Origin of the sequence: Lacibacterium aquatile (assembly GCF_042683105.1) — a bacterium.
In the GTDB taxonomy this organism is placed as follows: Bacteria; Pseudomonadota; Alphaproteobacteria; order Elsterales; family Elsteraceae; genus Lacibacterium; species Lacibacterium aquatile.
Window position 1 is genome coordinate 1 of sequence record NZ_JBHUIP010000007.1, and the last position, 16,656, is coordinate 16,656.

Below are 16,656 nucleotides of genomic sequence, written 5' to 3' on the forward strand. Positions count from 1 at the left end.
ATTTGAGAGGGGAGGGCGATCACACTTTCATGATCGGGCCAGGGGCCAGATCACGTGATGTGCCTGCCTCGATCCATACAGCACTCCCGATACCCTCGACCACACCGCCGGTTACCACCAAGCCGTCGCCGTCGTTACAGGCGATGATCGGGCGCAGCGTTATTCGACTGTATCGCACCAACCCATCTATGAGAAATTTTATAGGCTGCAGAAGAATTGGAATTCTTTCTTCCTGGCTGTGCGTATTTTTGGGAGAACCGGACTATGCCGAAAACTCTTATTGAGCAATATTCTGTCTCTGTAAGTCCTCTCGAAATGTTTTTCGGCGAAATTTTCTTGTCGAAAGGAACTGCTTTTTTTTGGATAAGCAGTGGCCAAACGTATCTGGTAACAAATTGGCATAACGTTACCGGAGTGAACCCGATAACGGGAGATAATATTTCTTCGACGGGCGGTCGACCAAATAAAATTAAATTTGATTTATTTATCAAGGGAGATTTAAACCGGCAGATAACTGCGACCATGGATTTATTTGTTGATGACGTCCCGTCTTGGCTGGAGCATCCAATATATGGTCGCAAGGTGGATGTCGTTTGCTTGCAATTAAATATTCCAAAGACTACCGAAGTATTCCCGATAAATTCATTAAAAAAAGAGGATCTCCAACTTCGTGTGGGAGCTGATGTCTTCGTTATTGGCTATCCGCTTGGTCTTGGTAAACTTCCGATATGGAAGCGCGCCAGCATCGCGACTGAACCACAGCTGAATGTCGACGATAAACCTCTTATCTATGTTGATACCGCAACATCCTCGGGCATGTCCGGTTCTCCGGTAATTCGTCGATCAGAAATGGGTGTCCTGGAAAATGGGGATACGCTCTTGGGAGGAGGACCTTCATTCCGCTTCATTGGAGTATATTCTGGGCGTTTAGTATCTCCTGCTGGTTCACTTGAGGCGCAACTCGGGTTCGTCTGGAAAGCACAGGTAATAGACGAGATCATTAACGGGCAAGCGCGGGGCGCAATGCCCTAACATCATTACCTGGAGTGAATTAAATCCAAAGTTGCCGTACGGTCTTTGATAGCTAATTGAGTATAAGCCGCCCTTCGATGTAATGGTCATGGCTTATTGTTCTCCTACCTCCCGCAATAAGCCTCCAGCCGATAGCCGTCGGGATCGACCACGAAAGCGGCGTAGTAGTTTTCGTCATAGTCCACCCGGACGCCCGGCTTACCGTTATCCGCGCCCTTCGCTGTCAGGGCCGCTGCATGGAAGGCATCGACGCTGGCGCGCGTCGGGGCGTCGAAACAGATGTGCAGACCCGACTTCGGATCGGCTTTCACCGGGCTGTCGGTCGCGCTGATCCAGAGCACCACATGCTCGACGCCATAACCGAGGGAGCCTTCACTGGCCGACAGGCATTTATAGCCAAGCGGCAGCAGCACCTGATCGTAGAAGGCCTTGGTCCGTGCGATGTCGCGCACGCCGATCGACAGATGATTGATCATTCTTCGATTTCCTCTCATGGGGTGGTGAGGCGAGGATGGCGCACTCCCCCATGTCGGCTCTTGGGGAATATTGCTATTCTGTTCTCATGAGCGAGTTACCGCCCCTTCCCCTGATCGAAGCCCAGGCCGTGGCGCGGGGCACCGGCTGGCGCCTCAATCAATATCTCTGCCGTTCCGGGCCGCAGGACCGCCCGTTTGAGGAACGGCACGAGGATATGTCGATTGCCCTGGTGACCGAAGGTTCTTTTCGCTACTCCAGCGACAAGGGTGGCACGCTGTTGCATCCGGGCGCTCTGCTGCTGGGAAATGCCGGGTCCTGTTATGAATGCGGGCATGATCATTCGACGGGCGACCGTTGTCTGGCGCTGCATATCGAGCCCGAGTTCTTCGGTGAAGTTGCCGCGAGCGTGGGCGCTACAGCCCGTTTCCGCTTTCCAACCTCCATGCTGCCGGCTTTCGATGCCTTCACCGCGCCCTTGACCGCCCTTATGGCATCCCAGGAGCAGGGGGAAACAGAAGAGGCGGTCATCCGGTTGGTGGAGGGCGTGGTCGGGCATCTGAGCACCCATCCGCCCCGTCTCTTCAGTCTTAGCAGTCGGGACCATCGACGGATCGATCGGGTTCTTCGGTTCATGGAGACCAATGCTCACCGTCCGCTTGATCTCGACGAATTGGCTGCTGTGGCGATCATGAGCAAATATCACTTCCTGCGCAGCTTCAGAGGCTTGCTGGGCTGCACGCCCTATGCGTATCTGCTGGAGCTGCGCCTGCGCCGGGCGGCCTTGCAACTGACCGAGAATGACCGGGCGATCACCGATGTCGCCTATGACAGCGGCTTCCCCGATCTCTCCACCTTCAATAACCGATTCCGGAGGCGATTTGGCGAGGCGCCGAGCCATTTCCGGGCGCGTTACAGCAAGCGCTTCATTACCGCTGCCCCTCGGCTTTCTTAAACTTCTGTCATCTAGAGGCTGGCCGCTTTGATCACCGTCGATGCAAGGCCAGGGATCCGGCGGCTTTGCGCGGGATACTCGTATTTCCTGCAAAGCCGCCCTGTCAGAAGTCGGGATGGTAGCGATTTGGGTTCAGGCTCATAACCGCGAGGCTTCATGAGATCGCGTCCGGCAGAAGCGGCGCGATGGCTTCGACGGACAGGCTGACATGCAGGGCACCACGGACGACAAGCAGAAATCCAGCGCCGAGGCAGTAGGCGAACTCCTGCCAGCGGCACAGCCTGCCCGACGTCGCCGATTTTCCTGGCGAACGGGCGTCGCTCTGGCCACCACCCTGGCGGTGCTGGCTCTGGTGTTCGTGGCCATGCAGCGGTCGTCCGGCGAATTCTCGCCCGACCATATCCTCACGGCCATCGAGGCCATTCCGACCCTCTGGATCATCGGCTCGATCGGTCTGACGGGGGTCAGCTTCGGGGCGCTTCTGCTGTATGATCTGCTGGCCCTGCGCCACCTCGGTCAGTGCCTGCCCCTGGGCCGGGTCGCACCGATTTCCTTTGTCGCCTATGCCGTGGGGAATGCGGCAGGCTCGGGCCCGCTGACCGGCGGGTTGATCCGCCTGCGCTACTATCCGCGTCTGGGCCTGTCGATGCTGGATGTCGCCCAGGTGACCGGTCTTGCGGCTGGTGGCTTTGCGGTCGGCCTTGTGATGGTGGCGGGGCTGGGCCTCGTCATTTCAGCAGGGGTTTTGGCAGCGCCGCTTGGCCTTGCGGTCGAGATTCTGCGCGGTATCGGGTTGGCTATTCTCGCGGGCGTCGGGTTACTGTCGTTCCTGTCCTCTTTCCGGCAGGAGCCTTTGAAGATCGGCAGGGTGCGCATCCGTCTGCCGGGGCCTGATCTGCTGATGCGCCAGTCGCTGGCGGCGCTGCTGGATATCGCGGCAGCGGCGGCGGCGCTTTGGATTCTCCTCGATACCAGCAGCCTGAATTTCATCGATTTCCTGACCGTCTTTGCGGTTGCGACGGCGCTGGGGGTGTTGAGCCAGGTTCCGGCGGGGCTCGGCGTGTTCGAGACGGTGATGGTGGCCTATGTCGCCCCCACGGGTGATATCGGTCCGGTTTTGAGTGCGCTGGTGCTCTATCGCTTCATCTATCATGGGCTGCCGCTGCTGCTGTCGATCCCGACGCTGGCGGCCCTGGAGGCCGGTGGTTGGGGCAAGCTGGGCGGCTATCTGCGCCCCTGGCTGCAGCCGATGTCCAGCCTGCCAGCGGCGGGTGTCCTCTTGGGGGCGGCCTGGATGGGAGGCATGCGGGGGCCAATGACCCTGGCCGCGACGGCCCTGGCCTGGGCAGGATTGCGCCAACTGCTGCGGATGCGCCCCCGCCGTCTGGCCCGCACGGCGAAGCTCGCCAGCTATGCTGATCTTCAGAAGGCCGAAGCGATCCTGGGCCAGACCAGCGATGCCTATGCCGGTCTGGTGCGGATGGGCGACAAGTCGGTGATGTTTTCGGACGACGAGCGGGCGGTGCTGATGTATCGCCGCAGCGGGTCGCACTGGATTGCCCTGTTCGATCCGGTGGGTCCGCGCGATGCGCTGCCCGGCCTGATCTGGAAGTTCCTGGAAACCGTGAAGGCGGCGGGCGGTATCCCCTGCTTTTATGAGGCGGGGCCGGAATTCCTGGATGTCTACGCCGATGCCGGGTTGCGGGCCTTGAAGCTGGGCGAGCGGGCGCGGGTCAATCTGCAGGGGTTTTCCATCGCCGGGCAGAAGCGCGCCAACCTGCGCCATTCCATCAGCCGTGCCCCCCGGGAGGGCATAAGCTTCCAATTCCTGACGGCCGACAGCCTCGAAGCCCGGCGCGAGGAGCTGCAAGCGGTCTCTAACGGCTGGCTGAACAGCAATCAGGCCAAGGAGAAATCCTTCTCTCTGGGTGCTTTCGAGTGGGGGTTTGTGCGTCAGCAGCGGGTTGCTGTGGTGGAGCACAACGGCCGGATCGTCGCTTTTGCCACCGCGATGCACTCAGGCCAGGGAGACGAGGTCGCGCTCGATCTGATGCGGGTGCTGGACGATGCCCCGCGTGCCACGATGGACTATCTGATGACCAGCATGGCGTTGCAGCTGCAGGCCGAAGGCGTCGGCTGCTTCAATCTGGGGATGGCGCCGCTATCCGGCCTGTCCTCCAGCCCGGCGGCGCCCGTCATTCAGCGCCTGGGCAGTTTCATCTACCGCAATGGCGGCAAATTCTACAATTTCCAGGGGCTGCGCACTTTCAAGACCAAGTTCGGTCCCAGCTGGCAGCCCCGCTATCTCGTCATCGGCTGTAACCGCAGCGCCGCCTTCGCCCTGATCCGGGTGGCGGTCCTGATCGCGGGCAGCGTCAGGGGAGTATTCGCGCGATGAAGACCGCAAGCTTTGTGACCTTGGCTGCCCTTGCGACTATCGCAGCCTTGCCGGTTCAAGCCGATGGGTTCGACGCGATCCTGCCGGGATCGCTGGGCCGGATCGAAGTTCTGGCGCCCAAGGGCCGCATCGATAACGCCTTTGTCATGCTCTCGGACGTTGCCGGATGGGGCGATGTGGAACGCGCGCTCGCAAAGCGCCTCAGCGACGCGGGGGCGATGGTCGTCGGGGTGGATTTGCCTGCCCTGCGCGCGGCGGTCGCAGCCAATCCGGTTGCGTGCCAATATCTGGTCGGCGAGATCGAATCGATTGTCCATCAGGCCCAACGGCTGGCGGGTAACAGCAGCTATCGTGTGCCGGTGCTGACCGGGGTGCGGGACGGCGCGGCGTTGGCGAAGGCTTTGGCGGGGCAGGCCCCCAACGGGGCTTTTGACAAGGTGATCGCGGTCGATCCTGCGGCGACTGTTTCTCTGGCGGTACCGCTGTGCGCCGAGGCGCCCCACGCGGGGGAGGCCGTGAAGCTGATGGCGGAGTTCCGTCCCACGCAGTTGCGCAATCCGCTCGATATCCTGGTGACCCAGAAGGGCTCTCCCGAGGGGCTGGCCGAGGCGCATAAGCTGCAAACGGCTGGTCTGCCGGTTCGGGTGTCCCGTATCCAGGCGGCCGATGCCCAGGCCGTGCTGGAGCAGCGGCTGCAGACCCTGGTACGTCATCAGTCGGCCCGCCCGGCCGCTTTGACCTCTTCGCTCCCCATCGTCGAGCTGCCCGCGACCGGGCGTCATAACGTGATGGCGATCTTCTATTCGGGCGACGGCGGCTGGCGCGATATCGATGAGCAGCTGGCGGGCATCCTGCAGAAAAAAGGCGTCCCGACCGTGGGTGTCGATGCCCTGCGGTATTTCTGGAGCAAAAAGGAAACGAAGCTCCTGGCCGACGATCTGGCCAAGCTGATGGATACCTATACCCAGCGCTGGGGCATCGATCAGGTGATCCTGATCGGCTATTCCTTCGGCGCCGGCGTCCTGCCCGCGATCTATAACGCCCTGCCCGACGCCAATAAGATGCAGATCGCCCAGATCTCGCTGCTGGGGCTGGAGGAAAAGGCGAATTTCGAGATCAAGGTCGGCGGCTGGCTGGGCGCGCCTGCGGGCGACGATGCGAAGCCGACCCTGCCGGAGGTGAAGCTGCTCCCGGCCGAGCGGATGCAATGCGTCTATGGCGTCGAGGAAACGGATACGGTCTGCCCCTCCTTGAAGGGAACGCCGGTGGAGGTGATCCAACTGCCCGGCGGTCATCATTACGACGGTGACTATAGGAAGCTCGCCCGCCTGCTGATCGACGGGGCGACCCGGCGCCTGGGTCAGCCGGAGATCAACTGACCGGCGTATTTGTAATAACCGGACGGGGCCGGTCGGGCGTATACTGGTCCTTCGAACTTAAGTGACGAGGGCGCTTCAGAGATGATCCTTCCGCTTTCCATTGCCGCCTCCGGGATGCGTGCTGCCGGGGTTCGGGTTGCCGTCGCGGCTGATAATGTCGCCAATGTTTTCTCGACCGGGCGGATGCCGAACAGTGCCTCGGGCAATACCACCGCCTCCGCCAATCCCGTTGCCTATCGCGCCAAGGATGTGCAGCAGACATCGGTTGTCGCCGGTGGTCTGGGTGTCGGCACGGTGGCGGTCGCCCGCTATAAGACGCCCGATACCGTTGCCCTCTATGCTCCGGATCTGCCCTATGCCGACGAGAATGGCATGGTGGCCGCGCCCAACGTCTCGCTCGACGAGGAGATGGTGAACCTGCTGGTCGCCAAGGGCAGCTATCAGGCGAATGCCAAGATCGTGGGAATTACCGACGAGATGTCGAAGACCCTGCTGGATATCGTCAGCTAAAGACCCACCCGGCCGGGGTTATAGGCCGGGTGCGCTGATCTGATTGCCTTTGAGCCGCTGCCACAGCCAGCTCAGCCCGGCGCCCAGGTCTGGCCGTTCAGACAGACGGTGCGGCGGAATGGGCGTGACGGTGCCGCTTTGATCGCTCGCCACCTCGAAATTGAAGTTGTAGTGGGGCTCCTGCCCCATGCGCAGATCGGTGATGATGATCCGGTCACCGCGTTGGCTCATCTTATAGAAACCATGGGTGAACCAGACGATGCGCTGGGTGGGCCAGTCGTCCTTTAAGCTCGCCAGTAGCTCGGTTTGCCGCGGGTGGGTTTCAAAGACGATCTGCGGCTTATCGTCGAAGAAGGAATAGAAGCCCTGGGCGTAGTCGGTGCCGGAGACGGCTACCACGCGCCAGAGGATGGTGTTGAAGGGTGAGGGCGTGACGAGGATCTGATCCGCCTGAAACCCGCGCTCCCGCAAGGAGGCTTCGGCGATTCCAGCGACGTGGTTCTGCGCATAGGCGCTCCAGCACAGATAGAGCGAGCTTAGGATCAGCCCGGCCTTGTTCCAGGAAAGCCCCTGGTGCCGGGCGCGGCTTATGGCCACGATGACACCGACCAGCAGCGGGATGGTATAGGCCAGATCGATGATGAAGATACTGCCGAGCCCAAAGGGTGTGTCGGTGAAGGGCAGGGCCAGCTGCGTTCCGTAGATCGTGAAATAATCGAGCAGCGGATGGGTGACCAGCGCCAGCCAGACGGCCAGCCACCAGCGTTTGAAATTCTGCTGGTCCCGGAAGACCATCGCCGCCAGCCAGGCTAAGACCGGCGCGATCAGGGTCAGATAGAAGAAGGCATGGCTTTCGGCCCGATGGAACGTCATGTTCGAAATCGGGTCGCCATGGTCGATGAAGGCATCGAGATCGGGAACGGTCCCCGCAAGAGCGCCGACAAGGGCTGCCTTCCAGGGTTTAGTGCGACGTCCAAGGGTAGCGACGCCAATAGCAGCGCCCAACGCGACCTGAGTAAGCGAATCCATCGCGCCTTAAGCTCCTTGGCGTTTCATGACGACGGGGCCGACAATAATGTTAATGCGGGCGCGAATATAGAGGAGATCCCAAAGTCATGCTCACGCTGCATCACCTCAATAATTCCCGCTCCCAGCGCGTGCTTTGGTTGCTGGAGGAATTGGGCATCCCTTACGAGGTGCAGCAGTATCAGCGTGATCCTAAAACGATGCTTGCACCACCCGCTTTGAAAGCAATCCATCCCTTAGGCAAATCCCCGATCATCACCGATGGTGCGCAGACGCTGGCCGAAACCGGAGCGATCTTTCAGCATTTGCTGGCCCAGCATGAAGGCCACTCCCTGGTGCCGCCGGTGGGGTCCGCTGCCCGCCAACGCCTGATCTATTGGCTGCATTATGCCGAAGGTTCCGCGATGCCGCCGCTGCTGCTGAAGCTGCTGTTCACCCGCATGCCCAAACAGGCCCCCTGGTTCCTGCGACCTGTGGCTAGGCTGATCGCCAATGGTGCGCTGTCGAGTTTCATCGATCCGCAGCTGCGTCTGCATGCCAGCTATTGGGAAGATCAATTAAGCCCTGCGGGTTGGTTCGTCGGCGACAGCTTTACAGCCGCGGATATCATGATGAGTTTCCCGGTGGAAACCGCGAAAGTGCGCGGCACGGTGGGGGCGCATACGCCCAGGCTGCTGGCCTATCTCGACACCATCCATGCCCGCCCGGCTTATGTTCGGGCTCTGGAGCGCGGCGGCCCCTACGCCTACGCTCAATAGGCAGCTAAAGGAACCCACGGGCCTCCCAGGCTTTGAGACTACAGGCGCCTATGGCGCACGTCTCAACAAGGACCCCGAAGGAGGGCCGTGACATGAAATATATTCTGCTCTGGCTGCTCGGTATTCCGCTGCCGATCCTGCTGATCCTGTATCTGTTTTTCAGCTAAGCGAGCAGGCGGGGACTTTGTCCCCGCCTTTTTCCGCTAAAAAGGTCGACGGACGGCCGATCTTTGGCGCATCTTTCTAGCGCCTGAAGCCATTTTTAAAAGCTGGCGTGTCGTTCCTGTGCTGCAAGTCTATCTCCCCATAGCCGAAATTTCCGTCGATGTGATCGGCCTGCTGCTGCTGGGCGGCGGGGTCGGGTTTCTGTCCGGACTGTTCGGTGTCGGCGGTGGTTTCCTGATGACGCCGCTGCTGATTTTCATGGGCGTCCCACCTGCCGTTGCAGTCGGCAGTCAGGCCAATCAGCTGGTCGGCGCCTCGGTCGTCGGCACCATCGCCTATTGGCGCAAAGACGGCGTCGATTTCCGCATGGGCGGGGTGCTGCTGGCCTCGGGTCTGATCGGCTCCTCCATCGGTGTCGTGCTGTTTGGTCTTTTGCAGCGCCTGGGCCAGATCGATCTGGTGATCTCGATTCTCTATGTCGTGGTCTTGGGGACCGTCGGCGGCCTGATGGCGCTGGAAAGCGCCCGGGCGCTGCGGCGCTCCCGCATGGCGGCGCCTCCCCGCCGTCGCCTGCATCAGCATCTCTGGATCCACGGGCTGCCGCTGAAGATGCGTTTCCCGAAGTCCCGCCTCTATATCTCGGCGCTGGTGCCGGGCGGGATCGGGCTGCTGGGCGGCGTGATCATCGCGATCATGGGGGTGGGCGGCGGCTTCTTCATGGTCCCGGCGATGGTCTATATCATCGGCATGCCGACGGCGGTGGTCGCCGGAACCTCCCTGTTCCAGATCCTCTTTACGACAGCCGCAGTTACCCTGATGCAAGCCGGTCTGAACCAGACCGTCGACGTTCTGCTGGCCCTGGTGCTGCTGATCGGCGGCGTGCTGGGGACGCAGATCGGCATTCGCTTTGGCGGGCGGCTGCGCGGTGAACAATCGCGCATGCTGCTGTCGCTCATGATCCTGGCGGTGGCCTTGAAGGTCGGGATTGATCTCGTCCTGACGCCCAGCGACGTCTATACGCTGGTGATCAACAAATGAAGGGGCTGCTGCTGATCCTGGCCCTGCTTGCCTTGCCGAGTGCGGCGCGCGCCCAGGCGGTGATTGCCGACCTGACCCAGCATCTGATCGCCATCACCACGGGCTTCACCGGAACCGATGTCACGCTGTTCGGGGCGACGGACGGGGAAAGCGATCTGATCGTCATCGTGCGCGGGCCGGAGAACAAGGTGACCGTCCGCCGGAAGGAGCGGATTCTGGGGCTGTGGCTCAATGCCCATTCGGCGACCTATGAAGGGGTGCCGGGCTTTTATGCGATTGCCGCGACAAAACCCATCGGCGATATCCTGCGCGGTGAAATGCTGGTGCGCCAGCAGATCGGGGTGGAGAATCTGGCGCTGGTGCCGACAAGGGACGATCTCTCGGATGGCGACCAACTGGCCTTCCGCGAGGCCCTGATCCGCGGCAAGCAGCAGACGGGCCTCTTCAGCAGCCAGATCGGCACCGTCACCACGTTGGGGAACCGGCTGTTCCGCACGGCGCTAGTGCTGCCGTCGAATGTGCCGGTCGGCTATTACCAGGTGCATGTCTATGCGGTGCGGGGCGGACAGATCGTCGGTGCCCAGACCACGCCGCTTGAAGTTCAACAGATCGGTGCTGCCGCCGAACTGTCCGATCTCGCCCATGTCCATGGATTGATCTACGGCCTGCTGGCCATTGGAGCGTCGATCCTGGTCGGGTGGCTGGGCAGTCTCGTTTTCCGGCGGGCATAAAATGGGGGAACCGTCCATGGATCTTCACCTCTCGGGCAAGCCCCGTATTTTCCTCGTCGTCGTCGATGGCTCGCCAGAGCTGACGACGGCCCTGCATTACGCCTGCCTGCGCGCGCGCAATTCCGGTGGCCGGGTAGCGCTGCTGACGGTGGTGGAGCCCCCAGACGGCCAGAACTGGCTGGGGCTGGAAGAACTGATGCGGGCCGAGCGGCGCGAAGCCGCCGAACAGGTGATTCTCAGGCTCTGTGCCGAAGCCCAGGAATGGGCGGGGACGACACCTGCCGTCTATATCCGCGAAGGTCTGCTGCGGGACGAGTTGATCGGCCTGATCGAGGAGGATCGCTCCATCTCGATCCTGGTGCTGGGCGCGAGTATCGGCCAGGACGGGCCGGGGCCGCTGGTCAGTCATCTGGCAGGCAAGGTCGCAGGCCGCCTGCGGGTGCCGGTCACCGTAGTGCCGGGCGGCCTAAGCGATGCCCAACTGCAGGCGCTGACGTGATCAACCACTGCCTGTCATCCCGGGCTTGACCCGGGATCCGGCCGAAGGTTGTTGCAGACCCCGGCGCCTGAGTTTGATCTTGTGGGCGGCCGGATCCCGGCTCGGGGGCCGGGATGACACATGACGAGAAATAATCACGGCTTGATTCAAACGCCATTTAGGACCAGATAGGTCCTAGAAGCTTTCTCACCCCGGAATTTGCCCGATGTTCATCCAGACCGAAGCCACCCCGAATCCCGCCACTCTGAAGTTCCTGCCGGGCCGCACGGTCCTGCCGGCGGGCACCCTGCATTTCGAGGATCCGGCGGCGGCAGGGCGTTCGCCGCTCGCCCAGCGCCTCTTCGGGATCGAAGGGGTGGTCGGGGTGTTCCTCGGCTATGACTTCGTGACCATCACCAAGCATGACGATGTGGACTGGAGCCAGCTCAAGACCCTGGTCATGAGCGCGGTGCTGGAACATTTCACCCTCGGCGCGCCGATCCTGGAGGGTGACGAAGAGGCCGAAGAGGAATTCTTCGACAAGGAAGACGCCGAGATCGTCGGCCAGATCAAGGAACTGATCGAGACCCGCGTGCGCCCGGCCGTGGCTAATGACGGCGGCGATATCACCTTCAAGGGCTTCGACAAGGGCGTCGTCTATCTGAACCTGCGCGGGGCCTGCGCAGGCTGCCCGAGCTCGACCGCCACCTTGAAGATGGGGATCGAGAATATGCTGAAGCACTATGTGCCCGAAGTCATCGAAGTGAAGGCTTCGGCGTAGGGCCAGGACTAACAAGCACAACCGTCATCCCAGGGCTTGACCCTGGGATCTCCTTCCGCCGCTGTCTCTACGCGGTGTGGCCACGTAAGATCCCAGGGTCAAGCCCTGGGATGACGTGGTTGACTTAACGACCGGCGCGGCTGTGGCGCTCGGTGTGCCACCGCACCATCTGCTTGCGGTCTGCCCGGAACTGGGCGTGAGCCTTGACCATCTTCATCAGAGTACGCAACTGCTGAGCCATGATCGGTCTCCTTTGGGAGAAGGACGCTTTTCGACGCGCCTGACTTATAGACCTGCGACCGTGACGAGATCATGACGCAGGTGCGAAATGTCGATTGCGGCGCGATGCCAAAGCTGTGACGGCGGTTAATGCTCCAGGGACGCAGCAGCAATGCGGTGTCCCGCCTTGCCCCCTGCCATGAGGGCTCCTAGGCTCTAGCTGCGCCTCTTTTGGAGAATTCCCATGGACCTCATGACACTGGCCCTGTTTGTCCCTGCTGCCTTTTTGCTGGCGATCACCCCTGGGCCGGACATGCTCTATGTCATGACCCGGTCGATTGCCCAAGGACGCTCGGCAGGCCTAGTGTCGGTCCTTGGCTTTGCGGCAGGCTGCTATATCCATGGCCTTGCGGCTGCCCTTGGTCTGTCGAGCCTCTTCGCTGCTGCCCCGCTGGCCTATGACATCCTGCGTCTGGCCGGTGCGGTCTATCTGCTGTGGCTGGCCTGGAGCGCGATCCGCAGCCCATCCGTTTTTGCAGGCGCCGAAGGGACTTTGCCGCGTGCGGCCCTGTTCGTCGTCTTCCGCCAGGCTTTCATCGGCAACCTGCTGAACCCGAAGGTGATCCTGTTCTTCGTCGCGCTGTTTCCGCAGTTTGTCGACCCCTCCAAGGGCTCGATCATTCTGCAGGCGCTGCTGCTGGTGACGACGCTCAATATCGTCGGTGGAATCGTCAACGGCGGTATCGCCATGGCGGCCGGACGTTTTGGCCGCTGGATGGCGGCACGGCCCGGCTGGCAGAAGGTTCAGCGCTGGCTGATGGCAACGGTCTTCGCCGGGATCGCGGTGCGTATCGCGCTCTCGGGCCGGGACTAAGCTTGAAACGCTCCGGCTAAATCGCCACTCTTGATCTTTAGTTGGCCTACCGGGCTTTGCCCTACTTGAGGCCGTTTCTCTATCGGTCCCGCATGGCACGGGGGGCCGATTTTTCTCCGAAATAAGAGCGAAAGCGACAAGCCGCCGATGACAGCGCCCTCCCTCGACCTTCTCAATGATCTGGTGACCAAGGCCCGCAAGGCGGGTGCCGATTCAGCCGATGCGATCCTGTCGCACGGGGTGTCGGTCGGCATCTCTCAGCGCTTGGGCAAGCTTGAGAAACTGGAGCGTTCCGAAGGGCAGGACCTGGGGCTGCGGGTTTTCATCGGCAAGCAGCAGGCCATCGTCTCCTCGAATGATTTCTCCACCTCGGCCCTGTCGGAGCTGGTTGAGCGGGCCATGGCGATGGCCAAGCTGGCGCCCGAAGATCCTTTCTGCGGCATCGCCGACAAGTCGCTGCTGGCGACCGAGTTCCCCGATCTCGACAGCGTCGACCCCATCGAACCTAGCGCCGAACTGCTGATTGCCCGGGCCGCTGCCGCCGAAGAGGCGATGCTGGCGGTGGCGGGTGTCACCAATTCCGAAGGCGCCGATGCGGGCTGGGGCTCGTCGGAAAGCTTCCTCGTCACCTCCAACGGTTTTTCGCGCACCAACAAGGGCACCTGGCATTCGCTGAGCGCTGTTGCGCTGGCGGGCGAGGGGACCGGCATGGAGCGCGATTACGACTGGACCTCGGCTGTCCATGCCGAGGATCTGGACGATCCCCAGACCATCGGTCGCCGGGCAGCCGAACGGGCGGTGCGCCGTCTCAATCCCCGCAAGATCGAGACCTGCAAGGTTCCGGTTTTCTATGACCGCCGCATCGCGGGCCGTCTGATCGGCGCCATGCTGGGCGCGATCTCCGGCCCCTCCATCGCGCGCGGCACCAGCTTCCTGAAGGATTTCCTGGGCAAGGAGGTCTTCAACCCCGGTATCACCATCCGCGAAGACCCCTTGCGCAAGCGCGGCGCCCGCTCCTCCGCGACCGATGCCGAAGGTCTGCCGCGTATTCCGCGCGCCTTGATCGACAAGGGGCTGCTGACCACTTGGCTGCTGGATCTGCGCTCGGCCCGTCAGTTGGAACTGGCGCCGACCGGCCACGCCTCGCGCGGCACCAGCGGCCCGCCGGGCCCGTCCGTCGCTAATGTCTTCATGGAAGCCGGTCCCCGGTCGCTGAAAGATCTTCTGGCCGATCAGCCACAGGCCCTGCTGGTGACCGATCTCATGGGCCATGGGGTGAATGGCGTCACCGGCGACTATAGCCTGGGGGCGTCCGGCTTCTGGGTGGAGAATGGCGAGATCGCCTATCCGGTCAGCGAAATCACCATCGCAAGCAATCTCAAGGATATGTACAAGACCCTGACCCCCGCCGACGATCTGGACATCAAGACCGGCGTCGATGCACCCAGCGTGCGGATCGAGGGGATGACGATTGCCGGTCGCTGAGGGGGCGATTGTCCGCCCGGTAACCTTGGCCGATGAAGCCGCCTGGCGCCATCATTGGGCGGGTTACCTCAAGTTCTACGAGGTTGATCTGGCGCCCGACGTGACGGACGGCCTCTGGGCGCGTCTGCATGATCCGGCGATGCCGATGTTCGCCCTGGTCGCGGAGTTCGAGGGCAAGGTCGTGGGCTTCGTCCATGGCGTCGTGCATTACAACACCTGGGGGCTGCGCCCGATCTGCTATCTCGAAGACCTCTATGTCGATGCCGATGTACGCGGCCAGCGCCTGGGCCAGAAGCTGATCGACGCGATGATCGAGAAGGTGAAGGCCGAGGATTGGGGCCGACTTTATTGGCATACGAGCGCTATCAACAGAAGCGCCCGGATCCTGTATGATCGCTATACCCCGGCCGATATGATGGTGCGCTACACGCTTCGCTACTAAGGCCCGCCATCGGCCGTTTCTCGATCCAGGGGAGACGAACGATGTTACGTCCTGTTGCGATCCTGACGCTCATTGCGGCCCCGGTCCTCGCTCACCATGGCTGGGGCAGTTACGACAGCGCCACCGTTTTGACGCTGGAAGCACCCATCCTTTCCTCCAGCTATCAAAGCCCCCATGGCGAGCTTGAACTCGACCATCAGGGCAAGCGGTGGCAGGTGATCCTGGCGCCGCCCTTCCGCATGCAGAACCGGGGACTGCCCGCCGAGGATATCGCGCCCGGCACGCTCGTGAAGATCGAAGGCTATCCCTCGCGCGTGCATGACGGTGAACTTCGGGCCGAGCGGATTTCGGTCAAGGGTCGCACGGTCGAGCTGCGCTGATGGAAGGCATGGCCGCGCCAGCCTTCGCCGTTGCCCTGGAGGCCTCAAGCCTGGGCGTCTTCATGCGGGCCTCCGTCATCGCCTATCCGTTGGCGAACCTTGCCCATCTGCTGGGGCTGGTGCTGTTGGTCGGGCCGATCATCGCGCTGGATCTGCGGCTGCTGGGCTTTGCCCGCGCCCTGCCGGTCAAGGCGCTCAGCAGCTATCTCACGCCCTTTGCGATCCTGGGGCTGTTGCTGATGATCGCCAGCGGGACCCTGCTCTTTTCGGCCGATGCTGCAGCGCTTTCCGTCAATGCGGTCCTGCAGATCAAGGTGGTGCTGATCGCGCTGGGTCTGATCAACGCGATCCTCTTCCGGCTGCTATGGTCCGGGCGCCTCTACGATTGGGACCGGCGCCCGGCGGGTTTCGGGCGGCTGCAGTGCGCAGCCTCCATCGGCCTGTGGCTGGGCGCGGGGACGGCGGGGCGACTGATCGCTTATTTCTAGTCTGGTGGAGTTTTGCCATCGTCGGCAAACAGGGCTCCTTGGCGCCAGGAGATCCAGAGCTCCGGCTTTTGCCGGTGATCGGTCAACGTCCATGCTGGCGGCTCTTCGGTCAGGACAAAGCTGCGTAGGCGGGTCCCATTCTCAAAGCTCAGCGTCAGATCTGGTATGGAGTTCCCTATATCTATCGCGACCAACCTCTGTCCGATGAGGCTTGCCCAGGTCTTGTGCCAATGATCTTCGTTGCCATAAGCAGCGCACACCACCCGGCCAGCCTGCTCAAAACGCCAATCCGTCCCTGGATGGACTGACATCTCGCCCCTCGGATGTCCTTGCTTCCCGTTGCGCAGCAGAACAGGTTCCAGCAATCCGAATTCCAGAAACAGAGCTGAGCCATGACCCCGCCAGACGTGGTTCAAAGGCATCTGGATAAGATTTTTAATAAGTTGTTCGCAGGCTATTTGGGCAAATTCGGTCATGAATAGGTCCACTTTTCAAAAGCACTAACGCGGTCCGCCGTCGTCCGCGCACAGAGCGCCGTCGCGCCAATGGATCCTCCTGGCGGTGGTCTGTTACGGTCCAGTCGGGACCGTCGTCGTCCAGGGCGAAGGTGGTCAGGCGGAAGTCGTCATCCAGGACTAGCCGCAATTCCGACAGCTCGCCAAAGGCTTCCAGCGAGACGATTTTTTTGCCGATCAGATCCTGAAACCGGGCTTCCCAGGTTTCCCTGTCGCCATCGCTGGCGCAATGGACGCGGCCGCCCGCTTCGATCCGCCAATAGTAGAACAGGCTGATCGAGAAACTACCTCTCGGGCTACTGATGCCGGGGATCAGCGGGCCGAATTCAAGAAACAGGGAAGGGCCGTGCCCTTTACGGGCGTGGGTGAGCGGCAAGCCGGCAAGATCGCCGGCGACCCCTCGCAGGGCGTCGAGTGCGGGACTGTCAGGCATGACGGGAATGTTTCCAAATAGGTTCGTCATCCTTATCTGTTGCGGTCTGTTTCTGAGAGAGCAGACTTGAGACGGTCGCCGAGCCCTGCGTCATC

Annotated in this window: 20 protein-coding genes; 15 read left to right on the forward strand and 5 right to left on the reverse strand. The window is 61.7% G+C overall.

Annotation, left to right across the window (positions count from 1 at the left end; translation table 11 throughout):
- Positions 1 to 19: 19 nt before the first annotated feature.
- Positions 20 to 178: a hypothetical protein gene (locus ACFSM5_RS08675; protein WP_379875928.1), complete on the reverse strand. Its 159-nt coding sequence runs from the start codon at positions 176 to 178 to the stop codon at positions 20 to 22.
- 86 nt (positions 179 to 264) lie between these two features.
- On the opposite strand from ACFSM5_RS08675, the gene ACFSM5_RS08680 reads away from it, so the two are divergent.
- Positions 265 to 1,032 (forward strand): S1 family peptidase, encoded by a 768-nt coding sequence (locus ACFSM5_RS08680; RefSeq protein ID WP_379875929.1) that lies wholly within the window; start codon positions 265 to 267, stop codon positions 1,030 to 1,032.
- Positions 1,033 to 1,136: 104 nt separating this feature from the next.
- On the opposite strand, the gene ACFSM5_RS08685 is transcribed toward ACFSM5_RS08680, so the two are convergent.
- Positions 1,137 to 1,508 (reverse strand): VOC family protein, encoded by a 372-nt coding sequence (locus tag ACFSM5_RS08685; RefSeq protein ID WP_379875930.1) that lies wholly within the window; start codon positions 1,506 to 1,508, stop codon positions 1,137 to 1,139.
- A gap of 50 nt (positions 1,509 to 1,558) precedes the next feature.
- On the opposite strand from ACFSM5_RS08685, the gene ACFSM5_RS08690 reads away from it, so the two are divergent.
- The 4 genes from ACFSM5_RS08690 (at position 1,559) to ACFSM5_RS08705 (ending at position 6,748) form a co-directional block, all read left to right on the forward strand.
- Positions 1,559 to 2,461: an AraC family transcriptional regulator gene (locus ACFSM5_RS08690; RefSeq protein ID WP_379875931.1), complete on the forward strand. Its 903-nt coding sequence runs from the start codon at positions 1,559 to 1,561 to the stop codon at positions 2,459 to 2,461.
- Positions 2,462 to 2,669: 208 nt separating this feature from the next.
- Positions 2,670 to 4,859, forward strand: a complete 2,190-nt coding sequence (locus tag ACFSM5_RS08695) for a phosphatidylglycerol lysyltransferase domain-containing protein (protein ID WP_379875932.1) — start codon at positions 2,670 to 2,672, stop codon at positions 4,857 to 4,859.
- Entirely contained in the window at positions 4,856 to 6,238 is a 1,383-nt protein-coding gene (locus tag ACFSM5_RS08700) for a virulence factor family protein (protein WP_379875933.1), read from the forward strand. Before ACFSM5_RS08695 ends, ACFSM5_RS08700 begins: the two co-directional genes overlap by 4 nt.
- Before the next feature lie 81 nt (positions 6,239 to 6,319).
- A complete protein-coding gene (locus tag ACFSM5_RS08705) occupies positions 6,320 to 6,748 on the forward strand; it encodes a flagellar basal body rod protein FlgC (protein ID WP_379875934.1) in 429 nt (142 codons plus the stop codon).
- 18 nt (positions 6,749 to 6,766) lie between these two features.
- Here ACFSM5_RS08705 and ACFSM5_RS08710 read toward each other — a convergent pair whose 3' ends face one another.
- On the reverse strand, positions 6,767 to 7,777 hold the full coding sequence (locus ACFSM5_RS08710; RefSeq protein WP_379875935.1) for a metal-dependent hydrolase: 1,011 nt from the start codon (positions 7,775 to 7,777) through the stop codon (positions 6,767 to 6,769).
- Between the two features lie 86 nt (positions 7,778 to 7,863).
- Here ACFSM5_RS08710 and ACFSM5_RS08715 point away from each other — a divergent pair, with 86 nt between their 5' ends.
- From ACFSM5_RS08715 to ACFSM5_RS08760, 10 genes are all read left to right on the forward strand, one after another.
- Positions 7,864 to 8,532, forward strand: coding sequence for a glutathione S-transferase (locus ACFSM5_RS08715; protein ID WP_379875936.1), 669 nt, complete (start codon positions 7,864 to 7,866; stop codon positions 8,530 to 8,532).
- Positions 8,533 to 8,820: 288 nt separating this feature from the next.
- On the forward strand, positions 8,821 to 9,735 hold the full coding sequence (locus tag ACFSM5_RS08720; protein WP_379875947.1) for a sulfite exporter TauE/SafE family protein: 915 nt from the start codon (positions 8,821 to 8,823) through the stop codon (positions 9,733 to 9,735).
- Positions 9,732 to 10,466 carry a TIGR02186 family protein gene (locus tag ACFSM5_RS08725; protein WP_379875937.1) on the forward strand — a complete coding sequence of 245 codons (735 nt, stop codon included), beginning with the start codon at positions 9,732 to 9,734 and terminating at the stop codon, positions 10,464 to 10,466. The genes ACFSM5_RS08720 and ACFSM5_RS08725 overlap by 4 nt, the downstream gene beginning before the upstream one ends.
- 16 nt (positions 10,467 to 10,482) lie before the next feature.
- Complete coding sequence (locus ACFSM5_RS08730; protein ID WP_379875938.1) at positions 10,483 to 10,965, forward strand: universal stress protein; 483 nt, start codon at positions 10,483 to 10,485, stop codon at positions 10,963 to 10,965.
- A gap of 205 nt (positions 10,966 to 11,170) precedes the next feature.
- Positions 11,171 to 11,725 (forward strand): NifU family protein, encoded by a 555-nt coding sequence (locus tag ACFSM5_RS08735; RefSeq protein ID WP_379875939.1) that lies wholly within the window; start codon positions 11,171 to 11,173, stop codon positions 11,723 to 11,725.
- 463 nt (positions 11,726 to 12,188) lie between these two features.
- Complete coding sequence (locus tag ACFSM5_RS08740; RefSeq protein WP_379875940.1) at positions 12,189 to 12,818, forward strand: LysE family translocator; 630 nt, start codon at positions 12,189 to 12,191, stop codon at positions 12,816 to 12,818.
- 147 nt (positions 12,819 to 12,965) lie between these two features.
- Positions 12,966 to 14,303: a TldD/PmbA family protein gene (locus tag ACFSM5_RS08745; RefSeq protein WP_379875941.1), complete on the forward strand. Its 1,338-nt coding sequence runs from the start codon at positions 12,966 to 12,968 to the stop codon at positions 14,301 to 14,303.
- The gene (locus ACFSM5_RS08750; RefSeq protein ID WP_379875942.1) at positions 14,290 to 14,745 is read left to right on the forward strand and encodes a GNAT family N-acetyltransferase; all 456 of its coding nucleotides are present in this window, start codon (positions 14,290 to 14,292) and stop codon (positions 14,743 to 14,745) included. The genes ACFSM5_RS08745 and ACFSM5_RS08750 overlap by 14 nt, the downstream gene beginning before the upstream one ends.
- 41 nt (positions 14,746 to 14,786) lie before the next feature.
- The gene (locus ACFSM5_RS08755) at positions 14,787 to 15,125 is read left to right on the forward strand and encodes a DUF6152 family protein (protein WP_379875943.1); all 339 of its coding nucleotides are present in this window, start codon (positions 14,787 to 14,789) and stop codon (positions 15,123 to 15,125) included.
- 8 nt (positions 15,126 to 15,133) lie between these two features.
- Complete coding sequence (locus tag ACFSM5_RS08760; RefSeq protein WP_379875944.1) at positions 15,134 to 15,613, forward strand: hypothetical protein; 480 nt, start codon at positions 15,134 to 15,136, stop codon at positions 15,611 to 15,613.
- Here ACFSM5_RS08760 and ACFSM5_RS08765 read toward each other — a convergent pair.
- Both ACFSM5_RS08765 and ACFSM5_RS08770 read right to left on the reverse strand, forming a co-directional pair.
- Positions 15,610 to 16,089, reverse strand: coding sequence for a hypothetical protein (locus tag ACFSM5_RS08765; RefSeq protein ID WP_379875945.1), 480 nt, complete (start codon positions 16,087 to 16,089; stop codon positions 15,610 to 15,612). The genes ACFSM5_RS08760 and ACFSM5_RS08765 overlap by 4 nt on opposite strands.
- On the reverse strand, positions 16,049 to 16,561 hold the full coding sequence (locus ACFSM5_RS08770) for a hypothetical protein (protein ID WP_379875946.1): 513 nt from the start codon (positions 16,559 to 16,561) through the stop codon (positions 16,049 to 16,051). Before ACFSM5_RS08770 ends, ACFSM5_RS08765 begins: the two co-directional genes overlap by 41 nt.
- Positions 16,562 to 16,656 lie beyond the last annotated feature (95 nt).